The sequence below is a fragment of the Priestia sp. P5_B4 genome (assembly GCF_056400385.1).
This window is the reverse complement of the sequence record NZ_JBFULJ010000018.1, coordinates 14,392-32,933: the sequence shown is the minus strand read 5'-3', so window position 1 is coordinate 32,933 and position 18,542 is coordinate 14,392. Positions and strand designations below refer to the sequence as shown.

General features: G+C 38.1%; 21 protein-coding genes. 11 read left to right on the top strand and 10 right to left on the bottom strand.

The window, feature by feature from the left end; all coding sequences use genetic code 11:
* Positions 1–235, bottom strand: a 235-nt coding sequence (locus tag AC1DRF_RS04360; protein ID WP_477740368.1) for an ATP-binding cassette domain-containing protein, incomplete at its 3' end; no start/stop codon positions are given.
* A gap of 141 nt (positions 236–376) precedes the next feature.
* Between AC1DRF_RS04360 and AC1DRF_RS04355 the strand changes: the two genes are divergently transcribed.
* The gene (locus AC1DRF_RS04355) at positions 377–562 is read left to right on the top strand and encodes a YhzD family protein (protein ID WP_013055306.1); all 186 of its coding nucleotides are present in this window, start codon (positions 377–379) and stop codon (positions 560–562) included.
* Positions 563–602: 40 nt separating this feature from the next.
* Here the strand turns inward: AC1DRF_RS04355 and AC1DRF_RS04350 are convergent, their stop codons facing one another.
* The 6 genes from AC1DRF_RS04350 to AC1DRF_RS04325 form a co-directional block, all read right to left on the bottom strand.
* Positions 603–875 carry an HU family DNA-binding protein gene (locus AC1DRF_RS04350; RefSeq protein WP_013055305.1) on the bottom strand — a complete coding sequence of 91 codons (273 nt, stop codon included), beginning with the start codon at positions 873–875 and terminating at the stop codon, positions 603–605.
* A 112-nt stretch (positions 876–987) separates the two neighbouring features.
* Complete coding sequence (locus AC1DRF_RS04345; RefSeq protein WP_230184792.1) at positions 988–1,791, bottom strand: enoyl-CoA hydratase; 804 nt, start codon at positions 1,789–1,791, stop codon at positions 988–990.
* A 5-nt stretch (positions 1,792–1,796) separates the two neighbouring features.
* The gene (locus AC1DRF_RS04340; protein ID WP_427076861.1) at positions 1,797–3,410 is read right to left on the bottom strand and encodes a long-chain fatty acid--CoA ligase; all 1,614 of its coding nucleotides are present in this window, start codon (positions 3,408–3,410) and stop codon (positions 1,797–1,799) included.
* Positions 3,411–3,525: 115 nt separating this feature from the next.
* Positions 3,526–5,028: a coproporphyrinogen III oxidase gene (locus AC1DRF_RS04335; RefSeq protein WP_170943847.1), complete on the bottom strand. Its 1,503-nt coding sequence runs from the start codon at positions 5,026–5,028 to the stop codon at positions 3,526–3,528.
* Positions 5,029–5,467: 439 nt separating this feature from the next.
* A complete protein-coding gene (locus AC1DRF_RS04330) occupies positions 5,468–6,346 on the bottom strand; it encodes a Cof-type HAD-IIB family hydrolase (protein WP_013055300.1) in 879 nt (292 codons plus the stop codon).
* A 180-nt stretch (positions 6,347–6,526) separates the two neighbouring features.
* A complete protein-coding gene (locus AC1DRF_RS04325) occupies positions 6,527–6,877 on the bottom strand; it encodes a YlbF/YmcA family competence regulator (RefSeq protein WP_013055299.1) in 351 nt (116 codons plus the stop codon).
* A 187-nt stretch (positions 6,878–7,064) separates the two neighbouring features.
* On the opposite strand from AC1DRF_RS04325, the gene AC1DRF_RS04320 reads away from it, so the two are divergent.
* The 7 genes from AC1DRF_RS04320 to AC1DRF_RS04290 all read left to right on the top strand — a co-directional run bounded on the left by AC1DRF_RS04320 (position 7,065) and on the right by AC1DRF_RS04290 (position 14,455).
* Positions 7,065–8,408: a YheC/YheD family endospore coat-associated protein gene (locus AC1DRF_RS04320; protein WP_427076862.1), complete on the top strand. Its 1,344-nt coding sequence runs from the start codon at positions 7,065–7,067 to the stop codon at positions 8,406–8,408.
* Positions 8,408–9,487: a YheC/YheD family endospore coat-associated protein gene (locus AC1DRF_RS04315; protein WP_057274987.1), complete on the top strand. Its 1,080-nt coding sequence runs from the start codon at positions 8,408–8,410 to the stop codon at positions 9,485–9,487. Before AC1DRF_RS04320 ends, AC1DRF_RS04315 begins: the two co-directional genes overlap by 1 nt.
* Before the next feature lie 4 nt (positions 9,488–9,491).
* The gene (locus AC1DRF_RS04310) at positions 9,492–10,841 is read left to right on the top strand and encodes a YheC/YheD family endospore coat-associated protein (RefSeq protein WP_427076863.1); all 1,350 of its coding nucleotides are present in this window, start codon (positions 9,492–9,494) and stop codon (positions 10,839–10,841) included.
* A complete protein-coding gene (locus AC1DRF_RS04305; protein WP_427076864.1) occupies positions 10,838–11,998 on the top strand; it encodes a YheC/YheD family endospore coat-associated protein in 1,161 nt (386 codons plus the stop codon). The genes AC1DRF_RS04310 and AC1DRF_RS04305 overlap by 4 nt, the downstream gene beginning before the upstream one ends.
* A 66-nt stretch (positions 11,999–12,064) precedes the next feature.
* On the top strand, positions 12,065–12,274 hold the full coding sequence (locus AC1DRF_RS04300) for a YheE family protein (RefSeq protein ID WP_013081659.1): 210 nt from the start codon (positions 12,065–12,067) through the stop codon (positions 12,272–12,274).
* 29 nt (positions 12,275–12,303) lie between these two features.
* Positions 12,304–13,206: a PucR family transcriptional regulator gene (locus AC1DRF_RS04295; protein ID WP_074897488.1), complete on the top strand. Its 903-nt coding sequence runs from the start codon at positions 12,304–12,306 to the stop codon at positions 13,204–13,206.
* A 139-nt stretch (positions 13,207–13,345) separates the two neighbouring features.
* On the top strand, positions 13,346–14,455 hold the full coding sequence (locus AC1DRF_RS04290; RefSeq protein ID WP_025752961.1) for an ABC transporter ATP-binding protein: 1,110 nt from the start codon (positions 13,346–13,348) through the stop codon (positions 14,453–14,455).
* 23 nt (positions 14,456–14,478) lie between these two features.
* On the opposite strand, the gene AC1DRF_RS04285 is transcribed toward AC1DRF_RS04290, so the two are convergent.
* Positions 14,479–14,643, bottom strand: coding sequence for a hypothetical protein (locus tag AC1DRF_RS04285; RefSeq protein WP_013055291.1), 165 nt, complete (start codon positions 14,641–14,643; stop codon positions 14,479–14,481).
* Positions 14,644–15,015: 372 nt separating this feature from the next.
* On the opposite strand from AC1DRF_RS04285, the gene AC1DRF_RS04280 reads away from it, so the two are divergent.
* Entirely contained in the window at positions 15,016–15,234 is a 219-nt protein-coding gene (locus tag AC1DRF_RS04280) for an alpha/beta-type small acid-soluble spore protein (RefSeq protein WP_013055290.1), read from the top strand.
* A gap of 65 nt (positions 15,235–15,299) precedes the next feature.
* Here the strand turns inward: AC1DRF_RS04280 and AC1DRF_RS04275 are convergent, their stop codons facing one another.
* A complete protein-coding gene (locus AC1DRF_RS04275; protein WP_427076865.1) occupies positions 15,300–16,565 on the bottom strand; it encodes a hemolysin family protein in 1,266 nt (421 codons plus the stop codon).
* A gap of 184 nt (positions 16,566–16,749) precedes the next feature.
* Here AC1DRF_RS04275 and AC1DRF_RS04270 point away from each other — a divergent pair, with 184 nt between their 5' ends.
* Complete coding sequence (locus AC1DRF_RS04270; RefSeq protein WP_013081655.1) at positions 16,750–17,370, top strand: NAD(P)-dependent oxidoreductase; 621 nt, start codon at positions 16,750–16,752, stop codon at positions 17,368–17,370.
* Positions 17,371–17,408: 38 nt separating this feature from the next.
* Here the strand turns inward: AC1DRF_RS04270 and AC1DRF_RS04265 are convergent, their stop codons facing one another.
* Positions 17,409–17,606 carry a hypothetical protein gene (locus AC1DRF_RS04265; RefSeq protein WP_016762958.1) on the bottom strand — a complete coding sequence of 66 codons (198 nt, stop codon included), beginning with the start codon at positions 17,604–17,606 and terminating at the stop codon, positions 17,409–17,411.
* Positions 17,607–17,787: 181 nt separating this feature from the next.
* Here AC1DRF_RS04265 and gpmA point away from each other — a divergent pair, with 181 nt between their 5' ends.
* On the top strand, positions 17,788–18,513 hold the full coding sequence (gpmA, locus tag AC1DRF_RS04260; RefSeq protein ID WP_013081653.1) for a 2,3-diphosphoglycerate-dependent phosphoglycerate mutase: 726 nt from the start codon (positions 17,788–17,790) through the stop codon (positions 18,511–18,513).
* The last annotated feature ends 29 nt before the right edge of the window (positions 18,514–18,542 follow it).

Sequence of the window (18,542 nt, the reverse complement as noted above, 5' to 3'; positions counted from 1 at the left end):
CTGGAAGGTAGCCAACTAGATGACTTCTACTGTAAGTTAAAGATTTATCATTCCATTGGATGTGACCTGAGGTTGGTTCAATGAGCCCTAAAATCATTCGAAACGTCGTCGTTTTGCCAGCACCGTTTGCACCTAAAAAACCGAACACTTCGCCTTTTGGAATTTGCAGGGATAGCTCGTTTACAGCTGTAAATTCACCGTACCTTTTTGAAACTTCACGGATAGAAAGAGACATTTAATTCCTCCTTTGTAAATAAACCTATGTTTATTGTATGGAAAAAAATGATATCTGTAAACCTTAGCAGGATTTAGGGGAATAGGACGAGAAATATGTTGAATACGCTTACAATTATACTATAAGAGGAGAGTAGATTTTATGAGTACTTACACATTAACCGCTTTTGAAAAGACTGGAGAAAAATTAATAGATGAAAGTTTTGAAGCAGCTTCTGAGACAGAAGCAAAGACTATCGGCACCAAGAAGTTAGAAGAGCTTTCCTATTTAGAAAAAACGCATCGATGCGTTAGCTCTAGTGGAAAACTTGTATTGTTTCATCGTTAATACAAAACGCCGGAAAGTTCTAGCTTTCCGGCGTTTTATATTACTTTACAGCTTCTTTTAGTTCTTTACCAGCTTTAAATGCCGGTACTTTTGATGCTGGAATTTGCATTTCTTCACCCGTTTGAGGGTTACGGCCTGTACGAGCAGCACGCTCGCGTACTTCAAATGTACCGAAGCCGATTAACTGAATTTTTTCACCTTCACCTAGCGTTGATGAAATTGTTTCTAGTAATGCATCAACTGCTTTAGATGCATCTGCTTTTGTTAACTCTGATTTTGTTGCCACTGCGTTTACTAAATCTGTTTTGTTCATTTCCAATCACCTCATTAGTTTCTACATTATCTTGTGTTACCACTGTTTTGCAACTTTTAAACATCCTCTATCAATATGATAGACAAAAATATTGGCTTTTAAACTAGTTCACTTAATTTTCGGAAATATCTTTTTCACTTTGATTAAAAACAGGCGCTCGCTTTTCCAGAAACGCACGTACACCTTCCTTATGATCCGAACCTTGGCTCATAGCAAACTGACTTCTTTTCTCAAGCGCAAGCACTTGCTTTAATTGTGAAACAGATGTCTCTACATAAATTCGCTTTGTTTCCTTCAAAGCACGTGAAGGTTTTTTTAGCCAATATGAGAGATAATCTTCTACATGCTTCGCCAAATCTCCTTCTTTTATTTCATCAATTATGCCAAATTGATGAGCTTCCTCTGCTTTTAATGTCTTTCCTTCCCAAATTAGCTGTTTTGCACGATGAGCACCGATGCGCTTTTCTAGTAAAAAGTGACCGCCTCCGTCTGGAATTAGAGCAATACCGATAAAGTTCATCGCAATTTTTGTGTGTCTTTCCGCAATAATATAATCAGAAGCAAGCGCGATGCTCAGCCCTAGCCCTGCTGCCGCACCGTGCAGTACACTTATCGTCATTTGAGGGAGGCTGTATAAAGTCAGCACGGCTTCATTAATCAAATCCATTACCTGCTCAAAACGTTCTGATTGTGAAGGTGACATCATCATATTAATATCTCCGCCTGCTGAAAATACTTTTCCGTTTCCTTTTACTATTAAAAAGTCCGCTTCACTTTCTTCGACAACTTTTAAACATTGAATAAACTGCTCTAGCACTTCTTCGTTTAATGCATTTAACGCATCCGGCCTGTTAAACGAAATTGTGGCGAGACGCTCTTGCAAAACTAGTTCTACTACTTTTAATTCGACGGTCATCTTACTCACCCTTTCTGATAATGATTGAGGACTTGTTCACGAAGCGTACGTTTTAAGAACTTTCCTACCGTTGTCTTCGGGACCTCATCCATAAATAAAATGTCATCTGGAAGCCACCATTTTGCGAACTGCGGCGCTAAAAATTCGAGCAGCTCTTCTGACGAAACGATGCCTTTGTATGCATCTTTTAACACGACACAAGCCACTGGACGCTCTTGCCACACCTTATGAGGGACTGCTATTACACAGGCTTCGAAAACAGCTTCATGGGCAATAAGCGCGTTTTCTAGATCAACCGATGAAATCCATTCTCCTCCGCTTTTAATTAAATCTTTTGTTCGGTCTACGATTTTGATCGTTCCCTCTTCGTCAACCGTCACAATATCTCCGGTGTACAGCCAGCCGTCTTTAAACGTATCTTCTGTTCTTTTATCCTTGTAATATTCAGAAGCTACCCATGGGCCCTTTAGTAATAGCTCACCCATTTCCACTCCATCCCAAGCAATTTCTCCATTTTGACCTATTACTTTCATTTCAACGCCAGGAACTAAGAAACCTTGCTTCGCTTTTACGTTGAGCTGATACTCAAAGTCTTCGCTGTACTGATAGCTTTTTAAGCGGGAGACGGTCACCACAGGGCTTGTTTCCGTCATTCCGTATGCATGCATAAATTCAATTTGATATTTTTCCTGAAATTCTCGAATAACGCTTTTTGGGGCCGCTGATCCGCCGCATAAAATAGCTCGCAAACTATCGACTGCGTAAGGCCTGTTTTCTATCTCTTGTAAAAAGTTTAACCAAACGGTAGGAACAGCTGCAGCCAGAGTTACTTTCTCTTCTTCGATCAGAGAAGCAATCGTTTCTGAAGTACAAAAAGCACCCGGCAGCACGAGCTTTGTTCCAAACCAAACGGCAGCAAAAGGAATTCCCCATGCGTTCACGTGAAACATTGGAACGATAGGCATAGCGGTATCAGCTTCTGATAATCCAGCACTATCAGCAAGCCCTAGCGCCATACAGTGCAGATAAATAGCGCGATGAGAATATACAACGCCCTTTGGCTCTCCTGTAGTAGCAGAGGTATAAAAAAGACCTGCTGGTTCTTCTTCGTTTAAATCTTGAACAAAAGAATGCGATGCATCCCCTTGCTTAATCCAATTTTCGTAATGATAAACTGGCAAGTCTGTTTCTGGCAGCTTATTTTCATCTGACATAATGATATAGGCTTCAACATGTGGAAGCTTTTGATGAATGCTTTCAAATAAAGGTAAAAAACATTCATCAAATAAAATGACTTTATCGCGTGCATGGTTAATGATGTATACAATTTGCTCAGGATCTAACCAGATATTGATGGTGTGAAGAACAGCGCCTATTCCGGGCACGGCAAAATAAGCTTCTAGATGTCTATGATGATTCCATGCAAACGTCCCGACTCTTTCTCCTCGCTTCACTCCAATTCGTTCTAGCATACTAGAGAGCTGCCGAGTCCGTTTTATTAACTGATTATAAGTTAAACGCTGAATTCCTTTTGAAGATTTAGAAATCACTTCTTTTTTACTAAACAGCTTTTCAGCTCTTTCCATCATAGATGGTACGGTTAACTGTACATTCATCATTAAGCGGCACCTCGCATCGCCATAATAAGAAAACGCTTACAACTTTTTTATATATTCAACAGATTCCGACATTTCCCTGCCGAAAATAAAAAAAGATCACTAAAAAGTGATCTTTTTATTTCCTAAACAATTCATCTAAAATCTTGAGTTTCTCTTGTGTGTAGTGCTCGAATCCATCGTTGTACGATTTTGGGTCTTTTGGATTCGCAAACCTTGTGATAATGCCTGTTTCTGGATGCACGAACTTACTAGATGCCCCGCATCCAAGACCAATAATCGTCTGCTTTTCTTCCATGATCATAATATTGTACAGGCTCTCTTGACCGGGGAATGAATATCCAACGTTCTCTAAATTACCTAAAATATTTTTTTGGCGATATAAATAATAAGGTTCATACCCTTGTTCTTGAGTCCACTCAGTCGCTAAATCCATCATTTTACCAATTTCATAGCGATCTGCCACTTTGTATTTCCGTTTATTTTGAGTCATTTCAGACGCGCGTTTAAATGATAGCGTATGAACCGTTAAAGATTCAGGAAGCAATTTTTTAGATTCGTCTAGCGTATGCTGAAATTCTTCTACACCTTCATTTGGAAGCCCAATAATTAAGTCCATGTTAATGTTATTCATCCCCATTTTTCGAGAAAGATGAAATTTATCAATAGTTTCTTCAACTGTATGATGACGTCCAATAGCTTTTAAGGTTTCTTGAATATAAGACTGCGGATTTACACTAATCCGGTCAATATTCCATTTGTTCAAAACAGCTAGCTTTTCTTCCGTAATCGTATCGGGTCTTCCTGCTTCTACCGTAATTTCACGGATATTTTGTACATCCGGGAACGATTCATACATCTCTTCATACAGCATGTCCATTTCTTCAGCGGTAATGCTCGTTGGTGTACCTCCACCATAATAGACGGTTGTAATCTTGACGTTATTGTCTTTTAGCCACTTCCCTACTTCACGCATCTCATAATGCAAGCCGCCTAAAAATGACGTAACGGATCCTTGACGTCCGTTAATTGCATAGGCTGGGAATGTACAGTATGCACACTTTGTCGGACAAAACGGAATGCCTATATAAATGCTTACCTCGTTCTTTAACTCATGTAAATCTGGAATAGCTGCTAGTTGACGATCCACAATATGCTGCATTAAATTAATTTTGTCATCGGTAATTAAATATTCTTCCTTTAGCTCACGATGGGCTTGTTCTTTACTTTTGCCTGACTGCAGTTTCATATGAAGCAGTTTCGTCGGACGAATACCAGTCAAAATCCCCCATTTTTGAACAATGCTTGTATACTCCTGTAGCACAGATAAGTAGACGCGAAGCACCACATTTTTTATTTGCTTAAATTTTTCTTTTTCTGTTTCATACGGCGTAAACGATTTAGCAAGCTCTTCGGTAAACACCTTGTCCGTTTCAGCATCATGCAGCACTGCTTTCGCATAAATTTCTTCATGAACTTTTAGCTCTACTTCGACTTTCAGCTGAGCTTCGTTATCATCCTCAAAGGAGACATTGCTTTCTTCAAAAAACAAATCTGAAATTCGGTGAAGCGGACGTAAAAAACGCTCATCTTCTATACCTTTTATATAAATGTTCAATATAATCACCTTTCAAATCAATTCTATCTAAGTAATCAGTTTACAAAACCTACGTATGTCCGGTCAAGGTGCTCAGCTCAAGGGAATGCGCGGACATGAAACAAACGGAAAAAGAGATTGAGCCATAGCTACATTAATTCAATCTAAAGACGAACAAATGAGATACATGAGCTGAACCGCTTGTTACACTTTGTTGATTTCGGTGCAAGGCTTTGCTTTCCGCGGGCGGGCGATGAGCCTTCTCGTCGCTTGCGCTTTTCGCTCAGAAGCCTTCGCCTTGCCCTCCAATCAACAGCTAGAAGCACGTACATATATGAAACCTACGTTCACTCTTCCAATAAAAAAATCCGAACGAATTGGATTCTCTATCAAGAATCTCGATTCATCGTTCGGATCTTCCTTCGGCTAAACTGCTTTTGTACTAGCCTCTTTTTTCCTTTATTTATTTTAAACGAAAGCTGTCAATTTGATGAAGATAACCAAGGCGCTGCTGCTTTCTAAATAGTTCTTTTACCATATAGGCTACACCATTTTCATTATTAGAACGAGTAACCCAATCCGCAAGCATTTTTAATTCTGTTGGTGAATTGCCCATGGCCACACCCATTCCCGCATGTTCAATCGTTTCTAAATCATCATAACAATTTCCAATTGCTACTACGTCTTCCATTGGTATCCCTAGACGATTTGCTACATAACGAACGCCGGCAGCTTTTGTGGCTCCTTTTGGCGTAATATAACATCTATTTTCATTTGGATACGAAAACCATTCAATATCTGGAACTGCACTAGCGATTGTTTGCTCGGCATATTCTTTTTCTCTACGATCTGCAAAATACACTTCTATTTTTGGCGTAGAAACAGGTTCATCACGAAGTGTATCTCCTAATGAATCTACGAACTGCACGGGATAAAAGAGCGGTTCTCCCGTTTTCAACACGCTTTTAGCTACGATATTATTAGGAAGCTTTACACGATTTCCAATTGAAAACCTTTCATGTAAAATGCGGACATGACAATTAAAATTTTCAAAAAGCTGAATGAGATTAAATGTTTTTTCCTCGCTAATTCTCTTATCTAGTATCGGTTTGTCTATCGATGTTCCGATAAAGGCACCGCTATGAGTAATGAGCATTGCTGGATGAACTTTAAGTGACCGAGCAATTTTTTTAGCAGACGGAAAATGCCTGTTTGTTACTAACGTAACGTAAACCCCTTTATTTTTAACGAATTGAATTGCGTCTTTCGTTTCTTTTGTAACGCGCCCTTGGCTATTTAAAATGGTTCCATCAATATTCAACGCTAGCAATCGATAAGCCATATGAGAACCCCTTCTTTCATAGATGTCTAATCCGTTAGGATACGGTTATAAATGACCTTTTCATGATAGTCGGCATGTGTAGCCTTGTTACTAAGCTTATGAGCAGAACTGCACAATTAGAAGGAATTTCCGCATAAAAAAAAGAGGAAAAGATTTCTCTTTTCCTCTTTCCTCTATCTCTTATTCAGCCGCACCGTAAAGTTCTTCAAGTGGCTTCATGATAATTTTGTTTAATTCACCAATTACCATGCTCATACGTTGCTCAGCTTCCATTAGCTTCGCGATATTTTGATCTTGCTGAACGATTGCAACTGTTTGTTGAGCTTGCTGAACTTCTTCTTCAGTGATTTCTTGGCCCATCATTTGCTTTTGTTGCAGCTCCATTTGCATTGTACGGAAACGCTCAAATAATTGTTTTGAACCTTGATCAGCGTTTACTGCTGCATATAAGTTTTTTAAGTTTGTGTAATCGTCGCTTTGACGAATTGCTTTTTCTAAATCATTTGCTACATCATGTAAGTTTACAGACACGTTAAGTTCCTCCTAATTAAGTTCTATAATTTCTTGACTTCCCTAACTATAACAAATTATTATATAAAATTCAGCTTAAGACCTTTATTTTCTTAGAAAACGATAAATTCTCTTCACAGATTGGGCTAATTCCTCATAGTATATATCAGCATTCGCCTACTAAAGGAAAGAAAAAGAGGATTCGTTTATGAATACTTTTACCATTTCTCTAAAACCACTAGAGAACCATATGAGCAGCGACATTTACATTAGTTCTGCTCTGTTCTCACGTGTGAAGTGCAAGCACGAGTTTACGTTAACAGTAGGTTCCATCACGAAAGAAGTCGAAGCCACCGTGTTTCAGCATCGAGAATGCTGTTTCATGATGTCAGAAGCTCTATTTACAGACTTTCGCTTTCCGTATGAAACACATCAGCTGAGAGGCATTTATGAAGAGAACACGTTTAGGTTGGGACCCGTAATTAGCATCGTAACAGAAGTTCGAGAAGATGAAGAACTCTTTGGCTCCATTTCTGTATTTTGTAAGGAATTTGTTCAAGCTTGCAAGGAGTTAGGGTGTTTTTGCTATGTGAGCAAATTAAGCGACGTGAAGTCATTATCCCCTAAAGGATATGTTTATCGCACTGATCGATGGGTTTATTCAGACGTTCCCTTTCCTGGAATCGTACACAATCGGATTCATGCCAGGAAAACGGAGCAAACCGCTGATTTTCAAACCTTTAAAACATTTTTAAAAGAACATGACGTTCCTTTCTTTAACGCACGCTACTTAAATAAATGGACGGTTTTTCAACAGCTTAAAGATGTCGTACACTTGCTTCCATATTTGCCAAAAACGTATCAGCTTCGTTCACGTCAAGATCTTCTTGACGCTTTGGAACTTCATGACGATGTTTTTTTGAAGCCTGTTCATGGTAGCCAAGGAAAAAATATTTTTAAAATTTCAAAAAAAGAGAAGTATATTTTAGACTATACAACGTTTACGCAGACATATGAAAAAGAATATGAATCTCTTTATGACTTATTTGAAACGCTTTATAGTCAATTAAAAAGGCAAGGATTTCTCATCCAAGAAGGAATTTCACTGCAGACATACAAACAGTGCCCTTTTGATTTCCGCATTCTCTGTCATAAAAAAGACGACTTGACGTGGAAAATCACGTCCATTGTCACACGTGTATCAAAACCCGGCAATTTCGTCTCAAATCTTGCCCGTGGAGGAGATATTCATCCTCCTCAGCAAGTGTTAACTCAGCTCTATGATTCAAAAACTACGCGCCATATCCTTTCACTTTTAAAAGAGATTGCGATTGAAATTTGCACGCAGCTTTCTCATCCGTCTGAACTTTATGCCGAATTCGGTATTGATTTAGCGATTGATCAAGAAGGAAAGCCTTGGATTATTGAAGTAAATGTCAAACCTTCCAAACAATCCGATTCAAGCGCTTTCTCTGTCCGTCCATCAACAAAAGCACTGCTTGATTATTGTCTGCATGCAACGAATTTTCAATTTCCCAAGGAGGATTTATGATGATTTCATTAGGCTTTTTAACGATTCACCCACAGCAAGAAGTGGAGTACGTGACCGAAATTGCTAAACATGCTTCTGAGTTTTCGATTGAAATATACCGTTTTACTCCTTTTAACATTCATCCTAACACCGAAAATATTGAAGGCTTCCGCTACGATTTACAACAAAAGAAATGGATAGAAGATTCCTTCTTACTTCCTTCGTTTATTTACGATCGCTGCTTTTATCGAAAAGACTCTTTGTCTAAAAAGGCTCGCCCTATTGTAAACTGGCTTAAACAGCGGGAAGATGTTACATTTTTAGGCCATGGATTACCCAATAAGCTAGATGTCTATGAAGTAATTAAAAAAGATAGCTATTTATCTTCATATATTCCTCCTACCACTCCAATCGAAAGTGTAGAGCAACTTGTTCAGCTGCTTCGAACAAACGATAGCCTAATGATTAAACCTGCCAACGGCTCACAAGGTAAAGGAATTGTGAAATTAAGACAGCGCGGACGTGAAATTGAAGCTTCTTATCAACAAAATGACATTGTAAACACCATTCTATTTTCCTCTTTTCAAGAGTTTAAGAACTGGTTTACGAAAACCACCCGTGATGTACTGTATATTGCTCAGCCCCATATTTCATTTTTCCCTTATGAACGCACTCCTTTTGATATAAGACTGCTATTACAAAAAGGAAACGATGGTGCTTGGAAAGAAATTGGAAGAGGCATTAGACAAGGTGAACGGGACTCTATCGTAACAAATGTAAGTTCAGGAGCATCTATTGTACCTTTTGAGAACTTGCTGCCTCGCATCCCTCGCGTTCATCGTCAATATGTAATGGATGAAATCAACACCATTTGTAAAACAATTCCGTCCGTGCTGGAAAATCACTTTCCTTCTCTTTTTGAATTAGGTATTGATTTATGTATCTCGAGAGACTTCAGCATCTGGATTCTAGATTTAAATTCGAAACCGGGAAGAAAAATAGTAATGGAAACAGCACCTGAACAAAAAGAAGTCATGTATAAAAATGTCCTGTCTTACTGCGTCTATTTAGCTAACACACTATCGTATCGTAAGGAGTAATGCTATGAAAAAAACTCTTACTCGCCTTGTTGTAGTAGAGCAGCTAGGCTGTGATCTTTCTGTTCCTGCATCTCTTTACAAAGACTCCTTGAAACAAGCAGCTTTTGGAACAATGACAGCTCCATGCCTTATACAATCTTCAGAACGTGAAGAAATTCAGATTTCAGCTGAGCTAATGACAAAACTTCAAATTCCTTTCGCCCATATGATGCATCCTATTATTGTGAATGAGACCATTCACTTAGGACCTTTAATCGGTGTGTTATCCGCTGGTTTTACTGGTTCTCTGCTGCGGCCAATTGGAAAGCGTTCCCTTCACTTAGCTAAACTTCTTTCTACTGCAAGTATAACAGGGAGCCTGCCTTTTATTTTTGGAACTCATCATATCAACTGGGAAACCGGGACCATAAACGGCTATTTTTATGAAGAAAGCGGCTGGACACAGCATGAAATCCCTCTTCCTAACGTTGTATATAATCGTTTGCCAAATCGAAAAACAGAAGGGTTAGCTCCTTTTAAGTTCATTAAAGAAAAGATGATGACTGATTATGGCATTCCATTTTTTAATCCTGATTTTTTCAACAAGTGGGAAATTCATGAGCTTTTAAAACTGAACGAGCAGACAGCCTATTTGTTACCTTACACGGTTGAAAGTCCTTCGTGTGAGCAAATAAAAAAACTTCTGCTTCTTCATCAAACCGTTTATTTAAAACCGAAAAACGGAAGCTTAGGCCGGGGCATTTATACCCTATCTTTTAAGGATTCCATGTACACGCTGACTTACAAAGGAGAAAAAGGTCTTCATGTTCAAGAAAAAGAAACCTTAGAGGATCTATTATCAGAATTTGAATATTTACTTACTAATCCTTCCTACATTGCTCAGCAGGGTATTTCATTAATCAAAAAAGAAAAGCGCTGTGTAGACTTTCGCGTGCATACGAATAAAGACGGGAATAACCAATGGGTGCTTACTGCTCTGGCTGCTAAAGTAGCGGGTCCCAACAGCATCACTACGCATCTTGATTACGGCGGAGAAATTGAAGCTACAGCTAAAATATTCACCAACCCTTCTTACAAAAAAGAAATTGAAAATAAGCTAAAAGATGCCGCTATCTCAATTAGTCATGTGCTTGAACAGGAGTTGAACGGATTAATTGGAGAGCTTGGATTCGATTTTGGAGTGGATTATCAAGGCAACGTATGGCTGTTTGAAGCTAACTCCAAGCCCGGTCGCTCTATTTTTTCACACCCTGCCTTACGAAAAGCGGATCAACAAACTAGAAAACTTTCTCTAGAATATGCGATTTACTTATCTGGATACTATCTAAATACACCTGAAGGCATCAGCATATGATTACAATTTACTATCACAAAGAAAAGCAGCAGTGGTTTCATCATAACCCTTCAGCGTCTTACACATGGGGAGTTCAAGAAATTGAACTTCCCTTTACTCAAAACATTTCTTCTACTCAAGCTTTTCTTCGTTTAAAAGGAGAAAAAGTCGGTCCTATTGTGGGAGTTTTAACGAACAAAGCGGTTTTGGAAAAACTGAATGTAAAACAGCGCCCTTTATTGGAACTCTTACATCATACCCTGCAAGAAAAAGGCGGGCTTCTTGCTTTATTCGCTGAAGAAACAATGTCTCATCACTTCTTTGAAGGGTATTGCTTTGACGGTGCAAAAAAGCAGTGGATCAAAACAACTTTGCCGCTGCCAAATGTTATATATAATCGTTATCCAGGAAGAAAATCAGAAACTAAGAAGCTGACATCTTTACATCAAAAAATTAAAGGCAAGCACATCCCACTTTTTAATTCCGCTTTTTTTTCAAAATGGAAAGTATATCAATTATTYTCAAAGGATCCACTACTATCTTCTCACCTTCCTAAAACCTATCGTTTAACACCAGAAATTGATATTGCTAAGCTTCTGCAAAAGCACTCTTCCCTTTACTTTAAGCCTATTAACAGCAGTAAAGGTGCTGGAATTTTTCGATTATCTTCCCATAAGCATACGATTATTTACCAAGATCATAAACGCAAAGAAGAATTTTCTTCTTTACAAGCAATTGACCTTCCCAGGTCTGCTTATCTCATTCAAGAAGCGATTGAGACGCAACCATTCAAAGACAGGCGCTATGACTTACGTATTTTAGCGCATCACAAAGATAGCGGATATGTTGTTAGCGGCGTCGGCATTCGACATAGTCCCTATCAATCCATTACAACACATACGTTAAACGGCGGCAGCATTTCACCTTTCCAAGATTTCGAAGATGAAGTAGATACTTCCTTTCTTTCGTCCTTTGTAAATACGTGYGGGCAAGTCCTTCAAAAATCCTTCCCTCTAGTTGAAGAATTTTCTCTTGATATGGCAAAGTCAGCCCAAGGGCAGTATTATTTGTTTGAAGTGAATGCAAAACCGATGATTTTTGATGAAATAGATATTCAAACGCAAGGTGCTAAACACATATGCAACATATTTTACAAATTAACAAAATTTTTAGATTAAATGATTTTTCATCTCCTTTTCTCATGGTAAGCTTATAATAACTAATTGAGAAAGGAGATTTTCTTTATGGTTTCACACTTTCAGGTTAAACCGCTGTATCAAAATAATCGAATGCCGGGCTGGCATATCTCGTTTTATATGAATCGGGTTTATTATGAGGCTGATTATTTAAAAGATGGACAAATTGTATGGAAAACTGCGCCTTCTAATCAAATAGATGAAACACAATTAATTGATTATATTCATGAGCTTATGCTTTTTCACGTTTATGAATAGTAAGCTTTCACCGAAGGGAACGAGCACAGATGAAACAGCTGTACACACTATTTGGGGATAAAATGATTAAGGCTAAAATCCCTTCTCAATTTGAGCGTTACAAATGGTTTTCATGTGATGAAGGCTTCATTGGAATTGAACACACCGCTTTATCTCAAAAAGAGCAGGCATTACTTTCTGCTTTTTTAACCCCTTATGATGAGAAAGTTTCTTTACTGACGCCAGAGCAATTGTATTGGTCAGACCTGTTATTTGAAGCACCTGAAAAAGTCATTCACTCTCATCATAAGCACCATTCTTTTCGCTTCACCCAGTTTTTAATTAAACGTTTGTTTGAACAAAAAATAGAGTTTGAAAATGCGCTTCACGCCTTGTATTCTACCTCGATTACTGTGTTGTGGATTGATAAACAATCAGGTATCGTTATCGAAACCTTTAATGATCCTAATGACTTAACTGAAAATTTATCAGATTCTATCGAGGTGCTATGTCATGATTTTGAAACTTCAATTCAGTTCTTTGAAGGACAAATTCACTTTTTTCCGTCTTCACCGCGATTAATTTTTGAGCGTGAAAAGAAATGGTTTTATCAAATTAAGCATACAGTCGAACAAAACCATGTTATCCATTTTACCGACGTTTTACCCCATTTGGTTCTGCAAGAGTCTTCAGAGGCAATCCAAAATCATATGATACATTTACTTGACTTAGTAAAAGATGATGGAGATCTTTTAGAAACGATTAAAGTTTATTTAGAATGTAATTTAAACGTATCTCTTGCTGCTAAGAAATTGTACATGCATCGCAACAGCTTGCAGTATAGAATTGAGAAATTTATTGATCGCACACACCTTGATATCAAACACTTTACAGGAGCTGTGTCTGCTTACTTAGCCATTCTTGCTTTAAAAAATTCGCAAGATGGAAAATAAAATGAAAGGGTTTTCGTAAATAGTGCACGAAAACTCTTTCTTTTTTTTGTGCATGTTTCCCATTTACCGTTTCATTAAAAAAAATTACACTAGATTTAAGAAAACGGTTTCACAGAGTACATATAAGGGGGAAATGGAAATGGCTGAATTACGTTTAGAACATATTTATAAAATGTATGATAAAGATGTGACGGCGGTAAAAGATTTTAACCTTCACATTCAAGATAAAGAATTTATTGTATTTGTTGGGCCTTCAGGCTGCGGGAAATCGACAACGCTTCGTATGGTTGCAGGGCTAGAAGAAATTTCCAAAGGTGATTTTTATATTGACAGCAAGCGTGTAAATGACGTTGCTCCAAAAGATCGCGACATTGCAATGGTATTCCAAAACTACGCATTGTATCCGCATATGAGCGTATATGACAACATGGCTTTCGGCTTAAAACTTCGTAAATTACCAAAAGATGAAATCGAACGCCGCGTAAAAGATGCCGCTCGTATTTTAGGACTTGAGCAATACTTAGAGCGCAAGCCAAAAGCATTATCCGGCGGACAGCGTCAGCGTGTAGCCCTAGGTCGTGCAATCGTTCGTGATGCTAAGGTCTTCTTAATGGACGAACCTTTATCAAACTTAGACGCGAAATTACGTGTGCAAATGCGTTCTGAAATTGCGAAGCTTCACCAGCGTTTGGGTACAACGACAATTTACGTAACACATGACCAAACCGAAGCAATGACAATGGCTTCTCGTCTGGTTGTTATGAAAGATGGGATTATCCAGCAGGTTGGTACACCAAAAGAAGTATATGAAAAACCTGAAAATGTATTTGTAGGCGGATTTATTGGTTCTCCTGCTATGAACTTCTTAACCGGAACGTTAAAAGACGGAAAGGTTCAAGTAGGCGATTCTCTTCTTGCAGTTCCGGAAGGTAAAATGAAAATACTTCGCGAGCAAGGATATTTAAACAAACAAATTATTTTAGGCATCCGTCCTGAAGATTTCCATGATGAGCCTGTATTTATTGAATCTTCACCTGGCACAAAAGTTACAATCAAAGTCGATGTATCCGAGTTAATGGGAGCTGAAACCATGCTTTATTCTAAACTTGGCGGACAAGATTTTGTAGCACGCGTAGATTCAAGAACAGATATTAAACCGCTTCAGTCTCTAGACTTAGCATTAGATATGAACAAAGCGCATTTCTTTGATGCAGAATCTGAACAGCGCATCCGTGCTGAACACGAATAAAAAAGACCCCCAGGGGTCTTTTTTTATTCCTGTATTTGCTTCAATTCTTCACTGTGACAAGTAGAACAGTAAAAGAGATGAATACATTGGTGATTTGCTAAATCACTAGGATACCCATTTTCTACTTTTAACTGATCGATTTCCATGTAAGCACTGTAATCATCAAAATAATCGCTGACTTTTCCCATATCCCCCAGCACTCCTCCACATGTTTTGCACGTCATTTGTACATCACTAAACCCATTACATAAGGAACAAATCGACATCCGCACACCTCGCTTTACCTGATCAATATGTACCTATAATATGCACGGAATAAAACTCTCTTACTCTTTATCAAACTCTACACAAAAAATTCTATAAATTACCAATAATTTTCTATGTATATGTTTTTTTCCCTTTCGCCATAATACTAGTAACAACCGAGCACAACAGCTCGCAAGCATTGAGTTACGCCGCGGTAGGCAAGCAGATCTAATCGATGCATCTGCTCGGCTGGTTCAACTCCAGCTAACTCAACCATTACAATCTATATTTATCTAACGAGGAGATGAATACACATGGCAAATTATCAAAACGCATCAAACAGAAATTCATCAAACAAGTTAGTAGCGCCTGGTGCTCAAGCTGCTATCGATCAAATGAAGTTCGAAATCGCTAGTGAGTTTGGTGTAAACTTAGGACCAGATGCAACAGCTCGTGCGAACGGATCTGTTGGTGGCGAAATCACAAAACGTTTAGTACAATTAGCTGAGCAAAACTTAGGCGGMAAGTACTAATATTAACTAATTTCATATTATGGCTTTAGCGCTCCAAGATTTCTTGGAGCGCTTTCTAGTTTCTTTTAATCAGCTTCCTCATTCTTATTCGCAAATGATTTTACGGAAACTTTGCGAATACGTCGATTTTCTACTTCCTTAATGGTAAACAATATCTCTTCATATGAGAAAAAGTCTCCTTTAGCAGGGATATGATCAAACTGCTCATATATCCATCCCCCTAAGGTATGGCACGTACTGTCAGGAGAACTAACCGCTATATAGGTTAAAAATTCATCAATAGGGATGTCGGCGTTAAATTCGTACTCCTTTTCCCCTATCTGGTGTACATACTTAACAGCTTCATCATGTTCATCCCAAATCTCTCCTACAATTTCTTCTAATATATCCTCTAAGGTCACAAGTCCGGCCGTTCCACCAAACTCATCAACTACAATTGCCATGTGCACCTTACTTTTTTGGAGCTCTGGCAATAGAATAGATATTTTCATGGATTCTACTACAAAAATAGGTTGTCTCAACAAATCACGAATAGAAATCTTTTTTCTTTGGATTAAACAGGTTAAAAATTCTCTTTCTGATAAAATGCCAATAATATTATCAATATGATCTTCATATACAGGCACTCTCGAATATCTCTCTTCAAGAAACATTTGACAAACCGAATCAATATCGGCATTTACGTCAACTGCTGTGACATCTATTCTAGGTTTTAAAATTTGCCCCACCACAATGTCATTAAAATTGAGTGAACGATGAACTAGCTCTTTTTCAATATTATTAATCGTTCCTTCTTCTTCGCTTAAATCTACCATCACTTTAATTTCATCTTCTGTAATCGTTGGTGTAGGAGCAGACGTTAACAAGTGAGAAGTTCCTTTTTTTACCTGTAAAAACAAGAAGGAAATCGGGGTTAACAATTTAATAATAATAAATAACAAGGAAGAAATCATCAGCGCAAAAGATTCGGCATGCTCTTTAGCTAACGATTTTGGCAAGACTTCACCAAAAATCAAAATGATGATGGTCATAACGATGATACTAATCACAAGTGCTAGGTTTCCTTTAAACATATCGAGGGCAATTTTAGCTGCCAAAGAGGACGCAGCAATGTTTACGACAACATTTCCTACTAAAATTGTCGATAGCGTCTGCTCAAAATGTTCAGCAATATGCAGCGCTTTTTTACTTCCCCGATATTTTTTCTCAGCGTAATGTTTTAAACGAATTTTATTTACGCTTGAAAAGGCTGTCTCAGCAGATGAAAAGAAAGCTGATAACATAAGCAAAACGACTAGTATCATCATTTGATTCAGAGGCAAGTCTCCCAAAAGACATTCACTCTCCTATTTTTTGATTTTTCTGTCTTTTTATCATATCAAATTTTTTTGTTGTTGAATATTTCATTCATCAACTTTGTATTACTTTATGCTACGCATGCTTTTTATTATGAATAAGTATACAGATTGTATATCCTAAAGAATAGATACTATCTTTTATAGAGGGGTGTAGCCAATGAAAATTTTACTATTAGGCTCTACAGGGCGAGTTGGACAGTCTTTATTAAAAATGATGCTAAAAGATGAAAACGACGTTACTGTACTTGTTAGAGACCGCAATAAGCTACAGGTTAGCCATCCAAACCTACATATCTTACAAGGCGATGTACTTCATCAAGAAAATATCAACTTTGCCCTCAAGCACCAAGATATCGTAGTCAGCGCGTTAAATACAGATGGTGCAGAGACAATTTCAAAAAGTATGCCGCTTATTATAAACAGCATGAAGTATTACGGCGTTCATCGTATTCTTACCATTGGAACTGCAGGCATCTTACAATCACGAACAGAACCAGAAAAGTATCGTTTTCAATCAAATGAATCAAAGCGTAAAACGACCAGAGCAGCAGAAGATCATTTAAAAGGATACTTACACTTGAAGGAAAGTGATCTAAACTGGACGGTTATATGCCCAACATACTTGCCTGAGGGTGAAATAACAGGCACGTATCGAGTGGAAAAAGATATTTTACCAGCTGATGCCGTTAAAATCTCAACGGGAGATACCGCTCACTTTACCTACCATGAGATATGGGCTCAAAAATTTTCCAAATGCCGCGTTGGGATTGCTTATTGAAAAATCAGGAGAACTTTTCGTTTTCAAAACGAGAAGTTCTACATCCAGAAAATACCGATTATAGCTAATCCACCTAGAACAAAACCTCCTATTTGACCAACAAGAGCCGGTGTCAAAACAGGCTTTCCTTTTTCTTTCTCTAATGTGCTAATATCAAGCTTCATCTGATACATTTCTTCTTTTAAATCTTCAATCTGGCCGTGCAGCGCTTGAATCTGACGTTCTTGGTCACTCATCCACTATCTTCCCTTCCCTTTTTTATTTTTATCATATGCGTAAAAAAGTTAAAGCTTTACTTTTCGGCATCACTTTTTCTAAATGATAAAAACTCCTTTCCCCGGCTTTAGGATAAAAAACTCTTTCCTTCTCATAATAAAAAAGAATAGAGTCCTTAGTCACTGTTGAAAGGAGAACACGATGATAAAACTTGTGTTGATTCGGCACGGACAAAGCGTGTGGAATCTTGAAAATAAATTTACAGGCTGGACGGATGTAGATCTTTCTAAAAATGGATTGCAAGAAGCGCGAGAAGCTGGAAAAGTACTAAAGAAAAACGAATATACTTTTGATATTGCCTATACTTCTGTTTTAAAACGATCCATTCGCACTCTATGGATTGTCTTACATCAAATGGACTTCATGTGGATTCCCGTATATAAATCTTGGAGGCTGAATGAACGGCACTACGGGGCTCTTCAAGGTTTAAACAAAGAAGAAACCGCAAAAAAATTTGGAGAAGAGCAAGTGCATTTGTGGAGAAGGTCGATGAACGAACGCCCTCCTGCTTTAGAGACAACAGATATTCGTTATGAAGCTTCTAACCCTAAGTATAAGGAATTAGCTAAGGGACAATTTCCTGTAACGGAAAACTTAGCCGATACAGAAAAGCGGGTTCTAGAATACTGGGACGAAACTATTGCTCCTTCTATTAAAGCTGGCAAAAAGGTTATTATTTCCGCTCACGGTAATACGATTAGGGCTCTAATGCAGTACTTGGATAACATTTCGCCTGATGGCATTGCGAACTTGAATATTCCTACAAGCGTGCCGCTTGTTTATGAGCTTGATGATAATTTAAAGCCCCTTAGACATTATTATTTAGGCATCGATGGAGAGATTCCTACCCATATTCCTTCTTCATAAAAAACGTGCCTAGGTTGTAGGCACGTTTT

Coding starts and splice junctions, on each gene's coding strand:
- AC1DRF_RS04355 (WP_013055306.1), top strand. CDS start 377: ATGAGTACTTACACATTAACCGCTTTTGAAAAGACTGGAGAAAAATTA.
- AC1DRF_RS04350 (WP_013055305.1), bottom strand. CDS start 875: ATGAACAAAACAGATTTAGTAAACGCAGTGGCAACAAAATCAGAGTTA.
- AC1DRF_RS04345 (WP_230184792.1), bottom strand. CDS start 1,791: ATGACCGTCGAATTAAAAGTAGTAGAACTAGTTTTGCAAGAGCGTCTC.
- AC1DRF_RS04340 (WP_427076861.1), bottom strand. CDS start 3,410: ATGATGAATGTACAGTTAACCGTACCATCTATGATGGAAAGAGCTGAA.
- AC1DRF_RS04330 (WP_013055300.1), bottom strand. CDS start 6,346: ATGGCTTATCGATTGCTAGCGTTGAATATTGATGGAACCATTTTAAAT.
- AC1DRF_RS04320 (WP_427076862.1), top strand. CDS start 7,065: ATGAATACTTTTACCATTTCTCTAAAACCACTAGAGAACCATATGAGC.
- AC1DRF_RS04315 (WP_057274987.1), top strand. CDS start 8,408: ATGATTTCATTAGGCTTTTTAACGATTCACCCACAGCAAGAAGTGGAG.
- AC1DRF_RS04310 (WP_427076863.1), top strand. CDS start 9,492: ATGAAAAAAACTCTTACTCGCCTTGTTGTAGTAGAGCAGCTAGGCTGT.
- AC1DRF_RS04300 (WP_013081659.1), top strand. CDS start 12,065: ATGGTTTCACACTTTCAGGTTAAACCGCTGTATCAAAATAATCGAATG.
- AC1DRF_RS04295 (WP_074897488.1), top strand. CDS start 12,304: ATGAAACAGCTGTACACACTATTTGGGGATAAAATGATTAAGGCTAAA.
- AC1DRF_RS04290 (WP_025752961.1), top strand. CDS start 13,346: ATGGCTGAATTACGTTTAGAACATATTTATAAAATGTATGATAAAGAT.
- AC1DRF_RS04285 (WP_013055291.1), bottom strand. CDS start 14,643: ATGGGAAAAGTCAGCGATTATTTTGATGATTACAGTGCTTACATGGAA.
- AC1DRF_RS04270 (WP_013081655.1), top strand. CDS start 16,750: ATGAAAATTTTACTATTAGGCTCTACAGGGCGAGTTGGACAGTCTTTA.
- AC1DRF_RS04265 (WP_016762958.1), bottom strand. CDS start 17,606: ATGAGTGACCAAGAACGTCAGATTCAAGCGCTGCACGGCCAGATTGAA.
- gpmA (WP_013081653.1), top strand. CDS start 17,788: ATGATAAAACTTGTGTTGATTCGGCACGGACAAAGCGTGTGGAATCTT.